Raw genomic sequence first — 18,641 nt, 5'->3', positions numbered from 1 at the left:
AGAGTGAGTAACAAGAAAACAGGTCTGTTGATCATGGCGTACGGTACGCCAAGAAGTCTAGATGAAGTAGAAAGCTATTACACACACATTAGAAGAGGACGTAAGCCTTCTCCTGAACAGCTGCAAGAACTTACGGAACGCTACGAACAGATTGGTGGAATCTCACCACTTGCTAAGATTACAGAAGAGCAAGCGCAAAAAATTGAAGCTGAGATGAATCATCGTTACCCAGATCGTGAGTTTAAAAGCTATCTTGGTCTGAAGCATATTGATCCTTTTATTGAAGATGCTGTGCAAAAGATGAAGGAAGATGGAATTGAAGAAGCAGTAACGCTTGTCCTTGCTCCTCACTACTCGACGTTCAGTGTTAAATCGTACAACGGACGTGCTGTGGAAGAGTCTGCAAAAATTGGTGGACCATCATTTACGACGATCGACAGCTGGTATGATGAGCCGAAGTATGTACAATTTTGGTCGGACGGAATTAAACAAACGTTTAATGCCATCCCTGAGAACGAGCATGACAAAACCGTTGTGATCTTCTCCGCACACAGTCTGCCAGAAAAGATTCTTCAAATGGGAGATCCGTATCCGACGCAGCTTCAGGAAACAGCTGATCTTATCGCGAAAGAGGCGGATGTTCCTCATTATACGATCGGGTGGCAGAGTGCTGGGAACACGCCTGAACCGTGGATCGGACCAGACGTTCAGGATTTAACTAGAGATCTTTATAACGAGCATGCTTATAAACATTTCATCTATTGTCCTGTAGGTTTTGTGGCGGATCATCTGGAAGTTCTGTATGACAACGATTATGAGTGTAAAGTTGTTACAGATGAGTTGGGCGTGAATTACTATCGTCCTGAGATGCCTAACGCAAAGCCGGAATTTATCGATTGTTTGGCAACGGTCATTGAAAATGCACTAGCAAAAGAAAGAATGTGAAAGAAATGAGCGAGCGAAAGCACGTTATTATATTGGGCGGCGGCATAACAGGTTTAGCCGCTGCCTTTTATGTTCAGAAATATGCAAAAGAAACAGGGGATCCGATAACATTTACAGTGGTCGAAGCGAGCAATCGTCTTGGCGGCAAGATCGATACGATAAAAGAAGATGGTTTTGTGCTAGAGCGTGGGCCAGATTCCTATCTTGCTAGAAAAACAGTAATGACAGAATTAGTTAAAGACGTTGGCCTAGGCGACGATTTAGTTTCTAATGAAACGGGTCAAGCTTATATTTTGCATAATATGAGGCTTCATCCTATTCCAGAAGGAGCAGTGATGGGGATCCCGACTAAAGTGATGCCGTTTGCGACGACACCTTTATTCTCTATCACTGGAAAGGCAAGAGCGGGGTTAGATCTTGTCCTTCCTAAACGAAAAGATGCACAACAAGATGTTTCGGTTGGTCACTTTTTTAGAAGACGTCTTGGTGATGAAGTGGTTGATCGACTGATCGAACCCTTGTTATCCGGGATTTATGCTGGAAGGATCGATCGACTTAGCCTGCAATCTACGTTTCCTCAATTTGTGGAAACGGAAAAGAAATATAGAAGTTTAATCTTAGGAATGAAAAAGACGCAGCCTAAACAAGAGAAAACGCTGAACACGAAAAAGAAAAAAGGTGCTTTTTTAACACTCAAAGGGGGACTATCTTCTTTCATTGAAGCTCTGTCTAACGCAGTGCCAAAAGAAAGCATAAAAACAGGTGTTCACGTTAAAGCTGTCGAGCGTTTAGTAGACGGGACATATTCTGTGGTGATGGAAGATGGCTCGGTTATGAACGGTGATCAAGTTATTGTTACTACACCTTATCCTGTTACGAAAAAACTTTTCGGTGAATCTCTGTTTCCGGCTGGTTTTCACGACACGAAGCCAACCTCAGTAGCAACGGTTGCGATGAGTTTTAATGAGGCAGACGTGAACTTCAGTCTTGATGGGACAGGGTTTGTGATTGCTAAAAGTGAAAAGACATCCATAACGGCGTGTACGTGGACGAGCCGAAAGTGGCCGCATACGACTCCACAAGGTAAAGTGGTCCTTCGTTGTTATGTAGGACGTGCAGAAGATCAAGACATCGTTCAACAACCTGATGAAGTTATTTTAGAAAAAGTATTGGATGATTTGAAGAGAATCATGGGTGTAAATAGCCGTCCGGAATTCTACCATGTTTCTCGTATGATTGATTCGATGCCACAATATGAAGTCGGGCATAAAGAGTATGTAGAAAAGCTCAGAACTGCGTTTCAAAATGAGCTGCCTGACGTGAAACTAGCCGGAGCTCCGTATGATGGTGTGGGATTGCCAGATTGCGTGAATTCAGCAAAAATGGCTGTTGATTCTTTGTTCGGCCGATAATGATTTTGGACGTGAAAACTTCAATTTAAACAAAAAAATAATAAATATGTTAAGAATTAAACGACAAATGGATATGTTTGTCGTTTTTTATATTTTCTTGTAGAATGTTTCTGCTATACTGTAGGGAGAAAAAAAGGAAGGGGGAAGCGCTGTGCAAGCATTTATTGAGCCGTTATTTGTAAATATTGCAATCATATTTTCGTTTACACATCTTTTGAACATGTTCTTTCCCCTTCATCCTGGTGTTATTCCGAGCTATAAGAATCAAATCGTTTTTGGCTTGATCAGTGGTGCGGGTGCTCTGGTTTGTATGTTGTTTCCCATTGAAACGCTGAAGGATTCTTTTTTTGATCTTCGAAATGTTCCCATCATGATCGTCACATTGTATGTCGGCTGGCTTCCGGGGGCAATTTGTTCGTTGATTGTTGCCATCGCAAGAATAGCAGTGGGTGGAGAGTTAGCTTGGCTTGGTGTTGTTTTAATCCTTTTAGCTTATGTGGTTTGCTTGATCTATCATGGATTTTTTGATGAAGATAAGCGCAGATGGATTTCAGCCATTTATATTGCGCTGGTTTATACATTATTTTATATGCTTTTCATTCATACATATCTTGATTTTCTAACGATCGATTTTTATCTCGTCTATTTCTCGAGCTTTTTGATCGCGTTCTTTTCTTGTATCTTCTTAATTGAGAGGCTTGTTAAGATCAACATGCAGTTGAAGGAAACCGTTTACTTGGACAAGCTGGCAGTTGCGGGACAGATGGCAGCAGCAATCGCGCATGAAGTTAGAAACCCGATGACGACCATTCGTGGAATGATTCAGTTTCTTGGCAGCACGACAACAGATGCTAAGCTAAGGGAACATTCGCCACTCTTAATTGAGGAATTAGATCGAACGAACAAGATTATCACAGACTATTTGTCCATGGTTAAGCCGGATGTTCCTAAGCTTGAGACCGTTTCACTCGAAAAAGTGTTAAGAGATGTTATTGCGCTTACTGCACCATACGGAGCGATAAATAATGTCGAAGTTACCGCTAGTCCATTAGGCTCTTATAATGTGTGCATTGATGAACCAAAACTTAAGCAAGGTTTAATAAATATTATCAAAAACGGGATAGAAGCGATAGAAGAAGGCGGCACGATCCATCTGTATCGCTATAAAGTTACAAAGAGCCGGATTACGATAGCGATTGAAGACAATGGTAAGGGTATGACAGAAGAGGAACTCGAGCAGATCGGGTTGCCTTTTTATACAACGAAAGCAAAAGGTACGGGTTTGGGTATGATGGTAACATATAAACTCATTCAAGATATGGACGGAAAACTTCGGTATGAGAGCGTACTTAATGAAGGCACGCGAGTTCTTTTAACCTTGCAGTTATGTTCGAAACGAAATATGGTTAATGGTGAGGAGGTGGGATGATGGATCGCAGAAAAAGTATTTTAGACGCAGCAGAGCGTTCTTTTTCTATGTTTGGTTATAAGGCGAGTACAGTGGATCAAATCGCTAAGATTGCAAATGTAGGAAAGGGAACGATCTATACTTTTTTCGCAAACAAAGAAGAATTATTTTCGGAAATTATCACAAACTTAGTAACAGAGACGAAATTAGCGGCATCTTCTGCAATAAAAGAAGATCGCCCTTTTTACGAGAACCTGCATAATGCCCTATATGAAGTCGTTGAACTTCGGAAAACGCACAAGTTAGCCGTTAAACTTTCTCAAGAAGTGAAAGAGTTAAACACTTCACCTGTAACTGAGGCTTTGCAGAGAATTGAAAAAGCAGTTTTGAATTTTGTTCAAAAAGAGCTGGATAAAGCAGTCGAGAAAGGCGAGATAAAAGAATGCCATACAGATATTGTGGCGTTTATGATGGTCAAGGTATATATCGCTCTTATTTTTGATTGGGAACGTGATCATGAAGCTCTTCAAAAAGAAAAGATGCTTGAAGTTCTTGAGATGTTTGTAATGGATGGTTTAAGGAAACCATAGTATTGCAGAAGCAAGAAAAACGTGTTACATTAAGTTGTGACCAAATTTCTATTTCGGTCATTTTCGAAAAAGCGGACTGTAAGAGTCTCTTTTTTTACCTACAAATGACCAAATGACTAAATTAGTCATTCAGTATTAGGAGGAGTGAACAACTGTGCTAAAAAGTATCGGAGCTCAATTTAAAGCAGTTTTTTCAAACAAAAAAATTGCTGTACCGGTCTTAGCAGTTCTATTTATACCAGTGTTATACAGCGGAATGTTTCTATGGGCGTTCTGGGATCCGTATGACAAGATGGAAGATCTGCCAGTGGCCGTAGTCAACCAAGATGAAGGGTACGAATATAACGGTGAGAACTTAACTGTAGGAGATGAGTTTGTAAAAAAACTCAAAGAAAATCCACAGTTTGAGTGGAAATTCGTTAGTGAAGAAAAAGCAAAGCAAGGTTTGGAACATAACGATTATTATATGATGATCGAGATTCCTGAGAACTTTTCTGAAGAGGCAACTGCTCTATCAGGAAAATCGAACAAAAAGCCTGAAATCATTTATACACCGAACGCTGGCTTTAACTTTCTAGCAGCACAAATTGGCGGAACAGCCGTAGATAAAATGAAAGAAAGTTTGTCTAACGAACTGACAAAAACATATGCAGAAGTCATGTTCGACCAAGTCGAGCAGTTGGCTGGTGGGTTGGAGAAAGCAGCTGATGGCTCCAATCAAGTAACAGACGGATTGAAAAAAGCATCTTCTGGCAGTGGTGAACTAGCTTCAGGAATGGAAGCAAAAACACCACAGATTAATGAGCTAAAAAATGGAGCTGTGCTTTTTAATTCAAAAATGACCGAGTTCGATAGTGGAATGGATAAATTGCTTGCTGCTCATAAACAGCTAGCAGACGGACAAGGTCAACTAAGTAACGGTGCACAAGCTCTAAAAGGTGGACTTAGCCAAGCGACAGCTGGTTCTGAAAAAATTAAGAACGGAAGCTTAGCCTTACAAGGCGGTGCATCTAAATTATCGACTGGAGCAAGTACGCTCGCAGGTTCAGTAAATGAGTGGAACGCTGGTGCACAAAAAGCAACAGCAGGCTCGAAACAACTAGAACAACAGATTAATGCACTCATTCAAAACCAAGGAAACATGTCAGATGAGCAGATGGCCGCATCCTTAAAACAGCTTGCTGCAGCTAGTAACGGCATAAACAATGGTTTAGATAGCTTGACTGCAGCAACAGGAAAGATCGCTGGCGGAGCGAACGAACTTTCTGCAGGAGCTAAAAAGCTAAGTGATTCACAAACAGCTTTAGCAAATGGAGCAGAAGAGCTTCATAACGGTCAGCTAAAACTAGTTGACGGAGTCGATCAGCTCGCAAGTGGTCAAGCAAAAGTAAACGAAGGTACGCAAACGTTCCAATCTAAATTGGGAGAAGCGGCTAACGGTAGTCAGCAGCTGTTAGGTGCGAGTGGCAAGTTAGCAGACGGAACTTCCACAATTGCAACAGGCTGGCAGGAAGTTACAGGTCATGTAAAGGAAATTCATAACGGAGAACAAAAGCTGCTTGATGGAAGCGGGAAACTAACCTCATCATTAAGTGATGCAGCGGACAAAACAGGTGAGCTTGATCCAGACAGTGACATGTTTGAACGAATTGCAAACCCTGTTTCTGTTAAAACAAACAGCTTTTCCGATGTTCCGAACTACGGAACAGGCTTTGCTCCATACTTCTTATCACTAGGTCTTTTCGTAGGAGCATTGTTAATGTCGATCGTGTTCCCATTACGTGATAAAGCTGGACACCCTCGTTCAGGTTTCAGCTGGTTTGCTGGTAAGTTCACGTTCTTAGCGGTGGTTGGTGTAATTCAAGCACTGATTGCCGATGCGGTATTAATATATGGTCTAGGAATTGAAGTGAGTAACTTAGGAGCGTTCCTTGGACTTAGTATCATCACGAGTCTTACTTTCTTAGCACTCGTACAATTGCTGGTTACAGTGCTTGGAGACCCGGGACGTTTTGTAGCGATTATCATCTTAATCTTACAACTTACAACAAGTGCAGGAACATTCCCGTTAGAGCTCATTCCGAACGGACTACAAGGATTCAATGCTTGGCTTCCTATGACATATTCCGTTTCAGGCTTTAAAGCAGTAATCTCAAGCGGAGACATGGAAAGCTTTAGCTTTAATCTATGGATTTTGGTAGGTTTCATGGCGATCTGTATGATCGGTACATGGGCTTACTTTGCAAGTCAGTTTAGAAAAAAGAATAACGCAGATGAAGGTTCAGTAGCATAATTTTAGTTAACACCTGAGGGGACAACATCCCTTCAGGTGTTTTTTCTAGTTTTGCAGAGGGGGATACCCGGTCTGTTTGAAGCAATAGCAACAATGTTAACAAAAAACTTTTAGAAAAGAAGTTTTCAAGCAAGCAAGCAAGGGAAACATAAATTATGGACATTCTAATGGATGCAGCTTATTTTATGTAAAAAAAGGAGAGAACCGAACTTGATAACTTTCAAAAACGTAGGGAAAACGTACCCTGACGGTTTTGAGGCCTTGAAAAATATTGACTTTCAAATTAATGAAGGGGAGTTAGTAGCTTTAATCGGGCCTAGTGGTTGTGGTAAGACAACAACCATGAGAATGATAAACCGTTTGATCGAGCCATCAAAAGGAACGATTCTCATTGATGGAGAAGATATTGCAAACAGAAACCCCGTTGAGCTGAGAAGGAATATTGGATATGTAATTCAACAAATTGGTCTATTGCCTCATATGACGATAGAAGACAACATCTCACTCGTACCACGTTTAAAAGGGTGGGAAAAAGAAAAGTATGAGGGCAAAGTTGATGAATTGCTAGATTTAGTTGGATTAGATTCTAAAACATTCAGAACGCGATATCCTTCTGAGCTAAGCGGTGGTCAGCAGCAGCGTATTGGTGTAATTCGAGCACTTGCTGCAGAACCTCCTATCATTTTAATGGACGAACCATTCTCCGCGCTTGATCCGATCAGTCGTGAACAGCTGCAAGATGAACTTGTTAAATTGCAAGATACGATCAAGAAAACGATCGTATTCGTTACGCATGATATGGATGAAGCTATTAAGATTGCTGACAAGATCGCGATCTTAAATAAAGGTGAGATCATTCAGTTCGATACACCAGAACGGATTCTACGTCATCCAGCGAATGACTTTGTTAAAGGGTTTATCGGTGAGAACCGATTGTCTGCTGATGAATCATCCATGCCAGAAGCCGTAGATCTTATGAGACCGAATCCAGTTACGGCAAAAGTAACGAGAGGACTTGCAGAATCATTAAAAATGATGAAGCGATATGGTGTAGACAGTCTCTTGATCACAGATCAGCAAAACAAGCTTCTTGGGATCACCACACTTGATAAAATCGAACAACATTACCCTGAAGAAGATAAGACCATCGGTGATCTCATGGAAAAAGAAATCATTACGGTCGATGTTTCCTCTACGTACACGGAAGTTGCAGAAATCTTTGCAACCCATGGTGTTCATATGATTCCTGTACTTGATAATGAAAAATTAGTTGGCTTAATCACACGTGCATCCATGATGCGTGGTTTAGCAGGGTTAAATATTTCCGCACAAAAACCTATTGAGGGAGGTGCGGGCATTGAATAACTTTTTAATCACGATGAAAGATACGTTTGTGAACAGATGGCCAGAAATTCTTACCGGCCTTCAGCAGCACTTATTCTTATCCCTTGTATCAATCTTGATCGCGGCAGTTATCGCCGTTCCTCTAGGGATTTTTATTTCAAGAAGAAAAAAGGTTGCCGAACCTGTTATTGGGGTTACAGCCATTTTTCAAACGATACCGAGTTTGGCATTGTTCGGTTTCTTATTGCCTGTATTCGGAATCGGTAGTACAACTGCCATCATTGCACTTACTGTTTATGCACTCTTGCCTATCCTACGCAACACGTATACAGGAATTACGGGGGTAGATAAATCAGCTGTTGAAGCAGGTAAAGGAATGGGTATGACAAATACTCAAATTTTACGAATGATCGAACTGCCGTTAGCGCTGCCCATCATCATGGCTGGTCTGCGTACAGCAACCGTATTAACCATTGGAGTGGCAACACTTGCTGCGTTTATTGGAGCAGGTGGACTAGGTGATCTTATCTACCGTGGATTATCTACTACTCGTAATGAGCTCGTCTTAGCAGGTGCGATTCCCGCCGCATTACTTGCTATCGTATTTGACTTTATTCTGCGACGAATTGAGTTAGCTACTGAACCTAAAGCATCAAAGAAACGTGGTTCATGGAAACTGCCAGTCCTTATCGGGGTTCCAATCGCTGCTCTCGTTCTTTTCTTTGCACTACGTGGCGGTGGTGAAGAAGATGCGATTGTGATCACGGGTAAGAAGTGGACTGAGCAATATATCCTGCCTTATGTGATTTCTGAATATGTAAAAGACAAAACAGATTACCCTGTTATCGTTAAAGAAGCGATTGGCGAGACGCCTATTCTTACGGAAGCGATTAAAAAGGGTGATATCGATCTTTATGTAGAATATACAGGTACAGGTTACTTAACGATTCTAAAAGAAAAATATGATCCAAGCATGAAGCCTGAAGAGATTTATGATGCTGTAAAAGAAGGCTATTCCAAAGAGTATGACCTGAAATGGACGAAGCCGCTTGGTTTTGAAAACACGTATGCGCTAGCTTTAAATCCTGATACGGCGAAACAAGTTAATGTAAAATCGATTTCTGAACTAGCGCCGAAGTCGAACCAGATTACTTTCGGTGGTCCAACAGAGTTCTTTGAACGTGAGGACGGCTATACGCCATTTGTGGATACGTATAACCTTAACTTTAAGGATAAGAAGAGTTTGGATCCAAACTTGATGTACTCTGCTGTAAAAGAAGGTAAGGTGGACGCGATTCCAGCTTATACAACAGACGGAAGAATCGTTCGTTTCAATTTAAAAACGTTGGAAGATGATAAGAAATTCTTCCCTCCGTATTATGCAGTCCCTGTTGTAAGGGAAGATACGCTGAAGAAGTATCCGAAACTTGAAGGTGTTCTCAATGAGCTTGAAGGGAAGATCTCAGAAGAAGATATGGCAGAAATGAACGCGAAAGTGGACCTAGATAAAGAAGATCCGCGTGAAGTAGCGCAAGATTTTCTGAAAAGTAAAGGATTAATCAAATAAGATAGAAAAATGGACTCCTTCGGGGGTCCATTTTTTGTTATGTAGGGTGGTTTGAGAGGTGGGGAGCAGGTTCGGTTAAGTCTTAAAGTTAACTAATTAAGTCAAAACAGCATCCAATTAAGTCGAAACTGCAACCAATTAAGCCGAAAACCAGACCAATTAAGTCTAAAAGTAAAAATAAAGGCAATTCGACAATCTCGCATCCCGTAGAAATCAAAAAAAGCCGGTCCCTCAAAATCAGGAACCGGCATCATCTTATAAAACCTTACTCAAAAACGACTTCGTGCGTTCATGCTGTGTGTTGCCAAACAATTCAGATGGTACGTTCTCTTCCACAATATAACCGCCATCCATGAAGATCACGCGGTCACCTACTTCTCGTGCAAATCCCATCTCGTGCGTTACGACGACCATCGTCATTCCTTCACGCGCAAGGTCTTTCATTACTTCCAAAACCTCACCGACCATCTCTGGATCGAGTGCCGAGGTTGGTTCATCAAAGAGCATGATCTTCGGGTCCATCGCGAGTGCACGGGCGATGGCCACACGCTGCTTCTGACCACCGCTAAGCTGGGAAGGATAGGCATTCGATTTGTCTTGCAGTCCCACTTTTGCGAGCAGCTTCAACGCTTTGTCACGAGCTTCCTCTTTATTTGCGCTTTTTACTTTAAGAGGAGCAAGTGTTACGTTTTCTAAGACGGTTTTGTGAGGGAAGAGGTTAAACTGCTGAAAAACCATACCTACATCTTCCCTAATTTTATTAATATTCGTTTTTGGATCTGTGATATCCGTTCCGTTCACGATCACTTGCCCACCTGTTATGTCTTCAAGTTTATTGATACAGCGGAGAAATGTACTTTTGCCTGAGCCAGAAGGGCCAATCACACAAACAACTTCTTGTGCTTTTATTTCTGCATTGATATCCTTCAATACCTCGAGATCACCAAAGGACTTTTTTAAATTTTTTACTGTAATCATGGTCCGGCTCCTTTCACGTTAAAAACAAAATCGTGTATGTATTTTATCATAAGTTCGTTTGAATCGTTGTATTTCCTGCCTCTGATGATATCTTTAATTACAAAACTTTCTGAAAAAAGGATTGACCTGTGAATATTCGGTGAACTATACTCTGATTATGAAAACGATTTCATGAATTCGATTCCACAATTGTTTTAAGAGGAGAATCTGATGGCAACCATTCAAGATGTGGCGAAGAAAGCAGGATTATCCCGCACAACTGTCTCTAGGGTGATCAATGAACATCCGTATGTGACAGAAGAGAAGAAGCGTCTCGTAACACAGGCGATGCAAGAACTAAATTATGTACCTAATTCATCAGCAAGACGATTGAGGCGGCAGCAGACAGAGACGATTGCTGTCTATGTGCCTCGTATCACGAATCCATTTTTCAGTCATCTAGTTGAAGTGATGGAGAAGGAAGCCGCGAAAAAAGGCTATCAGCTGATACTGTGCCAGACCCGTTATAAGAAAGAGCAAGAGCGGAATTTCTTAGAGCTTTTAAAAACAAAGCAAGTAGATGGTCTGATCTTAACATCCATAGAAAACGATTGGAGTGAGTTTGAACCATACTTATCGTTCGGCCCCATCGTCGTTTGCAACGAATACTCAGACTCTGCGCAAGTACCTTCCGTCTACTTAAACCAGATCGAAGGAAGCTATCTAGGAACGAAGCACTTGATCGATCAAGGCTATACAAAGATCGGGTATTGCACCGGCAACCACAAAAGCTCCAGAGTTTCTAAAGACAGAAAGATCGGATTTTTACAAGCGCTAGATGAAGCGGGAATCATGATGAAGGAAGAGTGGTTCTTTTACAACGCTTATAGTGTACAAGACGGCTTTGCTGCATTTAAAAAATTGAGTGAGCTGGATGATAAGCCACAAGCGGTTTTTACCGGTAGTGATGAAGTGGCAGCAGGTATTGCGAAAGCAGCGTTTGACGCGGGTTGGAGAGTACCTGAAGACCTCGCTATCATAGGGTTTGATAATCAGCCTCTAGCAGCATTGATGGATCTGACGACGGTCGAACAGCCGATTGACACCATTGCAAAGCAGGCTATGAATTTGATGGTAGAAGCGATTCAGGCAAAGAAACCTTTAAGTCGAAAAGAAGTGATTCTGCCATTTCAGTTGATCAAACGATCCTCAACGTAACTTTTTGTGGTGAAATGTAATCGTTTACAAAACAGGAGATTAGGGGGAAATACAATGAAGAAGCTTAAGAAAATCTCAAAAGTGATTTCTACTTCACTAGCATTGTCACTTGTACTTGCAGCTTGTTCGGACAAAGAAGAAGGAAGCAGCAACAGTAACAATTCCGGCGGTGATAAAGACGAAAAAGTAACGATCGTCTATGCACGTGGTAAGGATGATACACAAGGTACAACAGCCATGGTGGAAGCTTTTGAAAAGAAATACCCTAACATTGATGTGGAATTTAAAGAGATGCCTGCGGATACGGGTAAGCAACATGACGCTTATGTAACTGCATTTAACGCGAACTCTGATGAGATCGACGTTATTGATCTAGACGTAATCTGGCCGGCAGAATTCGCACAAGCAGGATTCTTGATGCCGCTAGACCGCTTTATGGAAAAAGACGGGATCAACCCAGATGATTATAACGAAGGTGCGATCACAGCATCTAAATTTAAAGGAAAACAATGGGCTCTTCCTAAGTTTATCGATGCGGGAATGCTTTTCTACCGTACAGACTTAGTTGACGAAGGTTCTGTTCCAAAGACGTGGGACGAGCTTTTAGCGAAAGCGAAGGAAACGAAGGGCCAAGGTGGAACACAGTTTGGTTACTTGATGCAAGCGAAGCAATATGAAGGTCTTGTATGTAACGCCGTTGAATTCATCGCATCCTACGGTGGTCAGATCATCGACGAAAATGGAGATGTGAAAGTGGATTCTCCTGAAGCGATCAAAGGAATCGCTAAGCTTGTAGAAGTTGCAAACTCTGATGTTGTTCCGCAAAATGTTACAACGTTTGCCGAGCCAGAGTCACATACAGCATTTATCAATGGTCAAGCAGGTCTGATCCGTAACTGGCCATATCAATTCGCATTAGCAAATGATGAGAAGCAATCTAAGATCGCAGGTAAAGTTGGAGTAGCTCCACTTCCAGCAGGGGATGCAGGAACTGCTGCAGCACTTGGTGGCTGGATGGCTGGTATCAACAAAAACACGAAGCACCCTGAAGAAGCTTGGAAGTTCTTAAGCTTTATGGCTGGTAAAGAAGGACAGAAGATCGACGCGATCAAAGGTGGACACGCACCAACGATTCTTTCTCTATATGAAGACCAAGAAATTTTAGATGCAAACCCTTACTTTAAGGAAGAAGGATTTGTAAACGCACTTGAAGCAGCTGTATCTCGTCCTGTAGCACCAAACTACCCTGAGATCTCTGACATCATTCAAGTACAAGTTTCTCAAGCTGTAGCGAAAAAGATTACTCCAGAACAAGCAGCTAAAAACATGCAAAAAGAAATCTCTGAAAAACTAGTAAAGTAAGAAACGTAAAGTGATAGGGGTACGCCTTTCCAAGAGAAAGGCTCCCCTTACTTTTATAATTGGTATCGATTCCACAAAGAGTGAAATGGATGGACGTAACAGCGCCCGTCCGTCGATTGCATTCGAATAGTAAGGAGCTGACACGTTTTGAAACCTGATCTAATGCCTAACAACCAAAAGCAAACTGCACCAAAAACGAAACAAAAGGCGAAGAAAAAGCGCTCTGATCGTTCGCTAGGCTACATGCTGATCGCCCCGTCGATGATCTTGATCTTGATCATTGCCATATGGCCCGTTTTTCAATCTTTCTATTACAGCATGTTTGATCTGAGACTGAACAATCCAGTGAAATCTGAAGCGTATGTGTCTTATAAAGTGAATCTGCAAACCTATCTAGATAACTATCCGTTCTTGATCAGTTCACTAGAAGATGAAGTCGATCAAGCAACAGGAAAAACGAAAACAGAGCTTGAAGCAATCAAAGCAAATCTTGAAAAAGTAGATGCAGAATTAAAAGCTGATGGAGAATTGAGTAGCAAGTATGACGAAATAGATGAGAAGCTTACCGTGATGGAGCCGATCAGTGAAGAGCTTGCTGTTTCTGATTTGGACAAAGAGGTAGCGCTCAATCTGGAGAAAGCTGTAACAAATTCTTCTGAACGACTTAGAGAGTTAAAGAGTGAACTGCAAAACCCTGAAGACGTAATCGGACTTTCAGCATCATTAAAGGATTCCGTCATCACGCCTAATTTTATCGGGCTGAAGCATTATAAAGAAAATTTAACAGATAGCCGTATGTGGAAGGCGATTCAAAATACGACTGTTTTTACGGTAATCTCTGTATTTGCAGAGCTCGTTATAGGTCTTGCGATCGCACTCCTTATCAATAAAGCTTTCTTTGGTAGAGGACTCGTGAGAGCAACCATTCTCATTCCATGGGCGATTCCAACCGCTGTATCGGCATTCATGTGGAAGTATCTATATGATGGCCAAAATGGAATCGTAGCCAAAGCTTTTGCGGAGATCGGATTGTTTGACCAGATGACTGATATGCTGACGACCAGTACAGGCGCTATGTTTGCCGTCATTTTCGCAGACGTATGGAAAACGACGCCTTATATGGCACTCTTGTTATTAGCGGGGCTTCAAACGATTCCGAGTTCATTGTATGAAGCAGCAGCGATTGACGGAGCAAGCAAGTGGAAGCAGTTCTTAAAGATCACGCTGCCTCTGCTAAAGTCTAGCATTCTCGTTGCCTTGTTGTTCCGTACATTAGATGCGTTCCGTGTGTTCGACTTAATCTATGTACTCACAGGTGGAGGTCCTGCAAACTCTACGGAAACGATATCGATTCTCGCTTACAAAGTAATGTTTAATCAGACAAATTTTGGTGAAGGTTCGGCGCTGTCGGTTATCGTCTTTGTCTGTGTAGCCATTATCTCTATGATCTACATCAAGTTCCTTGGACGAGACCTTTTAAATGATAAATAAAAACGGAACAGATAAAGGAGTGAATAGGAAATGAACAAAAAAGCGGGCCCAATGTTTTACGTATTCTTAACATTGTTTGTCTTCCTTGTCATGTTTCCGTTTTTATGGGTACTGGCAAGCTCAATTAAACCGGTTGCTGAGCTGTTTGGCGACCGTGCGTTCATACCGTTTACAAACAACATGACAGGTGAGAACTATGAATCTGTATTTGTTAACTATCCATTTTTAAAATATTTATGGAACAGCTTAGTCGTGTCGTCGATCACTACCGTCTATGCAGTCCTAGTAGCGAGCTTTGCGGCTTATGCGATCGCACGATTAAACTTTAAAGGAAAAACAGTCATCCTTGGATTAGTGTTATCGGTTTCCATGTTTCCGCAGATCGCAACGATCTCACCAATCTATATCGTTTTAAAAAATCTTGGATTAACGAATAGCTATCTAGGTTTGATCATTCCATACACAACATTTACATTGCCATTATCCATCTGGCTGCTCGTCACGTTCTTCCGAAAGATTCCGTTCGATCTTGAAGAAGCAGCAAAAATGGACGGGGCTTCACCGATGCAAACGTATTGGCGTGTAATCTTACCACTAGCGATACCAGGAATTTTCACAACAGCGATTCTTGTGTTCATATCAGCGTGGAACGAGTTTCTGTTCGCGTTAACGATCAATACCGATGATGAGTTCAAAACCGTTCCGGTCGGGATCGCGATGTTTGAAGGACAATTCACGATTCCTTGGGGAGAAGTTACAGCCGCGACCGTTATCGTAACAGTGCCGCTTGTAATCATGGTACTGCTTTTCCAACGCCGAATCGTGTCTGGGCTAACTTCAGGTGCGGTAAAAGAGTAGTTTGGAATGTAAACCCTCGCAAAAAGCGGGGGTTTTTCTCATGTCATCTTTTCAAGATGTTCATTCTTTATTAATAAATATATTTATAGATAGGATTACATTTTCTAATTTGTATTATGGGTTTTGGAAGACTACAATAGGTATTGTTAGAGTAATAACTTACTTTTTGTTAGGAGGAATTAGACGATGTCTAAACATATATTAATGGTCGTAACTACGGCTGATAACATGAACAACGAACACTCAACAGGATTATGGCTTTCTGAATTTGGTGAAGCCTATGTGGAGTTTGCCAAAGCGGGTCATACTATTACTGTTGCAAGTCCTAAAGGTGGAAAAGCGCCTGTAGATGACCGCAGCTTAGAGGGTGAAGTGCCTCAAGAGATACTAGACACAGCCAAATATCTTGAAAACACATTAAAACTAGAAGAAATCAAAGACCTTGATGGTTTTGATGCTGTCTTCTTGCCAGGCGGACATGGAACTATGTTTGACCTTCCAGAAAACACAAAACTGCAAGAAGTCATCCGCGACCTATATGAGCAAAATAAAGTAGTAGCAGCGGTATGTCATGGTCCAGCAGGTCTAGTTGGAGTCAAACTTTCTGACGGTACTCCGTTAGTAGCTGGGAAAAAAGTGACTGCTTTTACAGATGCTGAAGAAGTAGCAACAACGCTTGATCAATATATGCCGTTCTTGTTAGAAACACGCATGCGTGAACTAGGTGCACAATTTGTCGCTGCTGAAAATTGGTCAGATCATGTCCAAAGAGATGGACAACTCATTACGGGTCAAAATCCACAATCTACAGTTTCTGTGGCTAAAGAAGTTCTAAAACAGTTAGCATAATTATAGGTGAACCTGCAGACCTTTATAATAAAAGGTTTGCAGGCTTTATTTTTTGTGAACATTGAAAAGGAATATGGGAGAGGAGAATTTCGGATGAAAGCATTACTTTTGAAAGATCTCAATCAATGGAAAAAAATGAAGGTAGAAGAAATAGACATGCCAACTGCAGGAAATGGAGAGGTAGTAGTAAAAATTCATGCGGCTGGCCTAAATCCTGTAGATTATAAAACGGCAACTGGAGGAAATCCGAACTGGACGTATCCTCACATTTTAGGGCTTGATGCGGCAGGTACCATACATGAAGTTGGAGAAGGTGTAACGGATTGGAAGATCGGTGATCGTGTTGTGTATCACGGAGATTTTAACAAAAAAGGGGCATACGCTGAATATGGAGTAACAACAGCACATACCATCTCACGTATTCCAGATTCTCTATCATTTGAAGAAGCAGCGGCTCTTCCAACAGCAGGCTATACAGCTTATCAGGCACTGTTTAGAAAATTACCTATGTCTTCAATCGATACGATCTTGATCCATGCAGGTGCGGGTGGTGTAGGTGGGTTTGCGGTTCAGCTTGCAAAACATGCAGGGAAAACGGTGATCTCTACTGCTTCATCTCACAACCATGAGTACGTTCGTTCTTTAGGAGCAGATCTTGTGATCGACTATAAGGAAGACGACGTTAAGGAAAAAGTGATGGCTTTTACAAACGGTAGAGGTGTTGATGCAGTTCTAGATACAGTCTCTAGAGACAATGCAATTGCATCACTCGACTTGATCGCATACAACGGGCACATCGCACATATTGCCGGCGCACCTGATTATTCGAAAGTAAAACCATTCACACGAGTGATCTCATTCCATGAAGTGGCATTAAACGCCATCCATCATAACCAAGACGAAGTGGCAGAACGCGACTTAGCCAAAATGGGTGATGAATTGTTGGCACTGGTTGCAGAAAAGAAAGTTTCTTCTTTACTTGAACAAGTGATCACACTTGAAGAAGTACCTGAAACTCTTGTAAAACTTTCAGAGAGACATGTTAAAGGCAAGATTGTTTGTAAGATTGTTTAAGGAGATGATTTTTTGACAATTACCATTAACGCAATACTCAAAGCAAATCCAGGTAAAGAGGAAAGTTTGCGCGAAGAATTGATTAAGGTTGTACAAGCATCAAGGAAAGAAGAAGGATGTATCAGCTATACACTTCACGAATCTACTGAGAACCCTGAGACGTTTGTTTTTTATGAAAACTGGCGTGATGAAGATGCGCTTAACAGGCACATTGATTCACAGCACTATAAAGCCTATCGTAAGAATATAGAAACACTTGTTCAGGAAAGAGAAGTATACCGCTTAAACATCATTGATCTATAGGATAAAATTCTGCATCGTGCCTCATCCGGATCGGTGCAGTTTTTTATGTTGATTCTTTAGAAGGGGGGCGATTTTTATGATTGATTTTGAATGGTACAGAAGCTTCATCAGCATCTACAAACACCGTTCTGTTTCTGCTGCTGCAAAAGCTAGAATCTTAACACAGCCTGCTATGAGCCAGCATCTAGCAGCTTTAGAAGCAGAAATAGGAGAGTCTCTATTTATTCGTGCTCCCCGTAAAATGGTACCAACGGATAAAGGCAAAGAACTGTATACAAAAATTGTTCCGCTCATTGAGAACTTGGAAAATACGACACTTCAAATGCTTCATAGTTCATCTGGCAATGGACGTGCACCTGTTATTCGAATCGGTTCGCCTGTAGAATATTTTACGATACGAACTCTTCCTAAAATCCGAGATTTAGATATTCGTTTTTTATCTCAGTTTGGAGTGGCGGGTACGTTACTCGAAAAGTTAGAGAAGGATGAAGTCGATCTTATTCTGACGACTCAAAAAATGCAACAGCAAGGAATTGAATTTCAAAAACTTGAAGACGAAGTATTTGTTGCTGTGGGACCACCAACCTATGAAACGAGTGCAGAAAGTACTGCTGAAATAGAGGCGTGGCTGAACAAAAAGAACTGGCTGAGCTATGGATTAGAACTTCCTATCATAAGAAGGTATTGGCGTGATCATTTCAAAAAGCGACCAGACTTTCAACCTTGCCACGTGATACCTGATCTAAGATCGATCTTAGAGGGCATCGAAAATGGGTTAGGAATGAGCATACTTCCCACTTATCTTTTTGAAAAATCATTACTAGAAAAACGTGTGAAGGTATTATTTCCTGAACTAACCACAGAAAACACAATCTATGCCGCATATAAAGTAGAACATAAAAACAACCCCGTTTTAGTAAAAGTACTAGATGCTCTAAAACGCAAAAACTAGTGTGAAGAGTCGGGCATT

16 protein-coding genes are annotated in these 18,641 nt (G+C 41.4%); 15 read left to right on the top strand and 1 reads right to left on the bottom strand.

Annotated features, from left to right (window positions below):
• Positions 1 to 3: 3 nt before the first annotated feature.
• The 7 genes from hemH to IHV12_RS10420 all read left to right on the top strand — a co-directional run bounded on the left by hemH (position 4) and on the right by IHV12_RS10420 (position 9,559).
• The gene (hemH, locus tag IHV12_RS10450; protein ID WP_197126879.1) at positions 4 to 945 is read left to right on the top strand and encodes a ferrochelatase; all 942 of its coding nucleotides are present in this window, start codon (positions 4 to 6) and stop codon (positions 943 to 945) included.
• A 5-nt stretch (positions 946 to 950) separates the two neighbouring features.
• Positions 951 to 2,357 (top strand): protoporphyrinogen oxidase, encoded by a 1,407-nt coding sequence (gene hemY / locus IHV12_RS10445; RefSeq protein WP_197190813.1) that lies wholly within the window; start codon positions 951 to 953, stop codon positions 2,355 to 2,357.
• Between the two features lie 151 nt (positions 2,358 to 2,508).
• Positions 2,509 to 3,786 (top strand): ATP-binding protein, encoded by a 1,278-nt coding sequence (locus IHV12_RS10440; RefSeq protein WP_197190812.1) that lies wholly within the window; start codon positions 2,509 to 2,511, stop codon positions 3,784 to 3,786.
• Entirely contained in the window at positions 3,783 to 4,355 is a 573-nt protein-coding gene (locus IHV12_RS10435) for a TetR/AcrR family transcriptional regulator (protein WP_197126882.1), read from the top strand. The genes IHV12_RS10440 and IHV12_RS10435 overlap by 4 nt, the downstream gene beginning before the upstream one ends.
• Before the next feature lie 154 nt (positions 4,356 to 4,509).
• The gene (locus IHV12_RS10430; RefSeq protein ID WP_197190811.1) at positions 4,510 to 6,648 is read left to right on the top strand and encodes a YhgE/Pip family protein; all 2,139 of its coding nucleotides are present in this window, start codon (positions 4,510 to 4,512) and stop codon (positions 6,646 to 6,648) included.
• Positions 6,649 to 6,858: 210 nt separating this feature from the next.
• Positions 6,859 to 8,013: an ABC transporter ATP-binding protein gene (locus tag IHV12_RS10425; protein ID WP_197190810.1), complete on the top strand. Its 1,155-nt coding sequence runs from the start codon at positions 6,859 to 6,861 to the stop codon at positions 8,011 to 8,013.
• Positions 7,997 to 9,559 (top strand): glycine betaine ABC transporter substrate-binding protein, encoded by a 1,563-nt coding sequence (locus IHV12_RS10420; RefSeq protein WP_370568793.1) that lies wholly within the window; start codon positions 7,997 to 7,999, stop codon positions 9,557 to 9,559. Before IHV12_RS10425 ends, IHV12_RS10420 begins: the two co-directional genes overlap by 17 nt.
• 255 nt (positions 9,560 to 9,814) lie before the next feature.
• Here the strand turns inward: IHV12_RS10420 and IHV12_RS10415 are convergent, their stop codons facing one another.
• Positions 9,815 to 10,537, bottom strand: a complete 723-nt coding sequence (locus IHV12_RS10415; RefSeq protein WP_144702836.1) for an amino acid ABC transporter ATP-binding protein — start codon at positions 10,535 to 10,537, stop codon at positions 9,815 to 9,817.
• Between the two features lie 210 nt (positions 10,538 to 10,747).
• Here IHV12_RS10415 and IHV12_RS10410 point away from each other — a divergent pair, with 210 nt between their 5' ends.
• The 8 genes from IHV12_RS10410 to IHV12_RS10375 all read left to right on the top strand — a co-directional run bounded on the left by IHV12_RS10410 (position 10,748) and on the right by IHV12_RS10375 (position 18,623).
• Positions 10,748 to 11,734: a LacI family DNA-binding transcriptional regulator gene (locus IHV12_RS10410; RefSeq protein ID WP_197126885.1), complete on the top strand. Its 987-nt coding sequence runs from the start codon at positions 10,748 to 10,750 to the stop codon at positions 11,732 to 11,734.
• Between the two features lie 54 nt (positions 11,735 to 11,788).
• Complete coding sequence (locus tag IHV12_RS10405; protein WP_197190809.1) at positions 11,789 to 13,096, top strand: ABC transporter substrate-binding protein; 1,308 nt, start codon at positions 11,789 to 11,791, stop codon at positions 13,094 to 13,096.
• A 162-nt stretch (positions 13,097 to 13,258) separates the two neighbouring features.
• Entirely contained in the window at positions 13,259 to 14,587 is a 1,329-nt protein-coding gene (locus IHV12_RS10400; protein ID WP_197190912.1) for an ABC transporter permease subunit, read from the top strand.
• A gap of 30 nt (positions 14,588 to 14,617) precedes the next feature.
• Complete coding sequence (locus IHV12_RS10395) at positions 14,618 to 15,445, top strand: carbohydrate ABC transporter permease (RefSeq protein ID WP_197126887.1); 828 nt, start codon at positions 14,618 to 14,620, stop codon at positions 15,443 to 15,445.
• Between the two features lie 186 nt (positions 15,446 to 15,631).
• Entirely contained in the window at positions 15,632 to 16,294 is a 663-nt protein-coding gene (locus tag IHV12_RS10390; protein WP_144702828.1) for a type 1 glutamine amidotransferase domain-containing protein, read from the top strand.
• Between the two features lie 93 nt (positions 16,295 to 16,387).
• Complete coding sequence (locus IHV12_RS10385; protein WP_197190808.1) at positions 16,388 to 17,368, top strand: zinc-binding dehydrogenase; 981 nt, start codon at positions 16,388 to 16,390, stop codon at positions 17,366 to 17,368.
• Positions 17,369 to 17,380: 12 nt separating this feature from the next.
• Positions 17,381 to 17,671, top strand: coding sequence for a putative quinol monooxygenase (locus tag IHV12_RS10380; RefSeq protein ID WP_197190807.1), 291 nt, complete (start codon positions 17,381 to 17,383; stop codon positions 17,669 to 17,671).
• Positions 17,672 to 17,747: 76 nt separating this feature from the next.
• The gene (locus IHV12_RS10375) at positions 17,748 to 18,623 is read left to right on the top strand and encodes a LysR family transcriptional regulator (RefSeq protein WP_197190806.1); all 876 of its coding nucleotides are present in this window, start codon (positions 17,748 to 17,750) and stop codon (positions 18,621 to 18,623) included.
• The last annotated feature ends 18 nt before the right edge of the window (positions 18,624 to 18,641 follow it).

This window comes from Fictibacillus sp. 7GRE50, from assembly GCF_015903875.1.
GTDB lineage: Bacteria > Bacillota > Bacilli > Bacillales > Fictibacillaceae > Fictibacillus > Fictibacillus phosphorivorans.
Note: the sequence above shows the minus strand (reverse complement) of the source record. Positions and strands in the feature narration are given on the sequence as shown.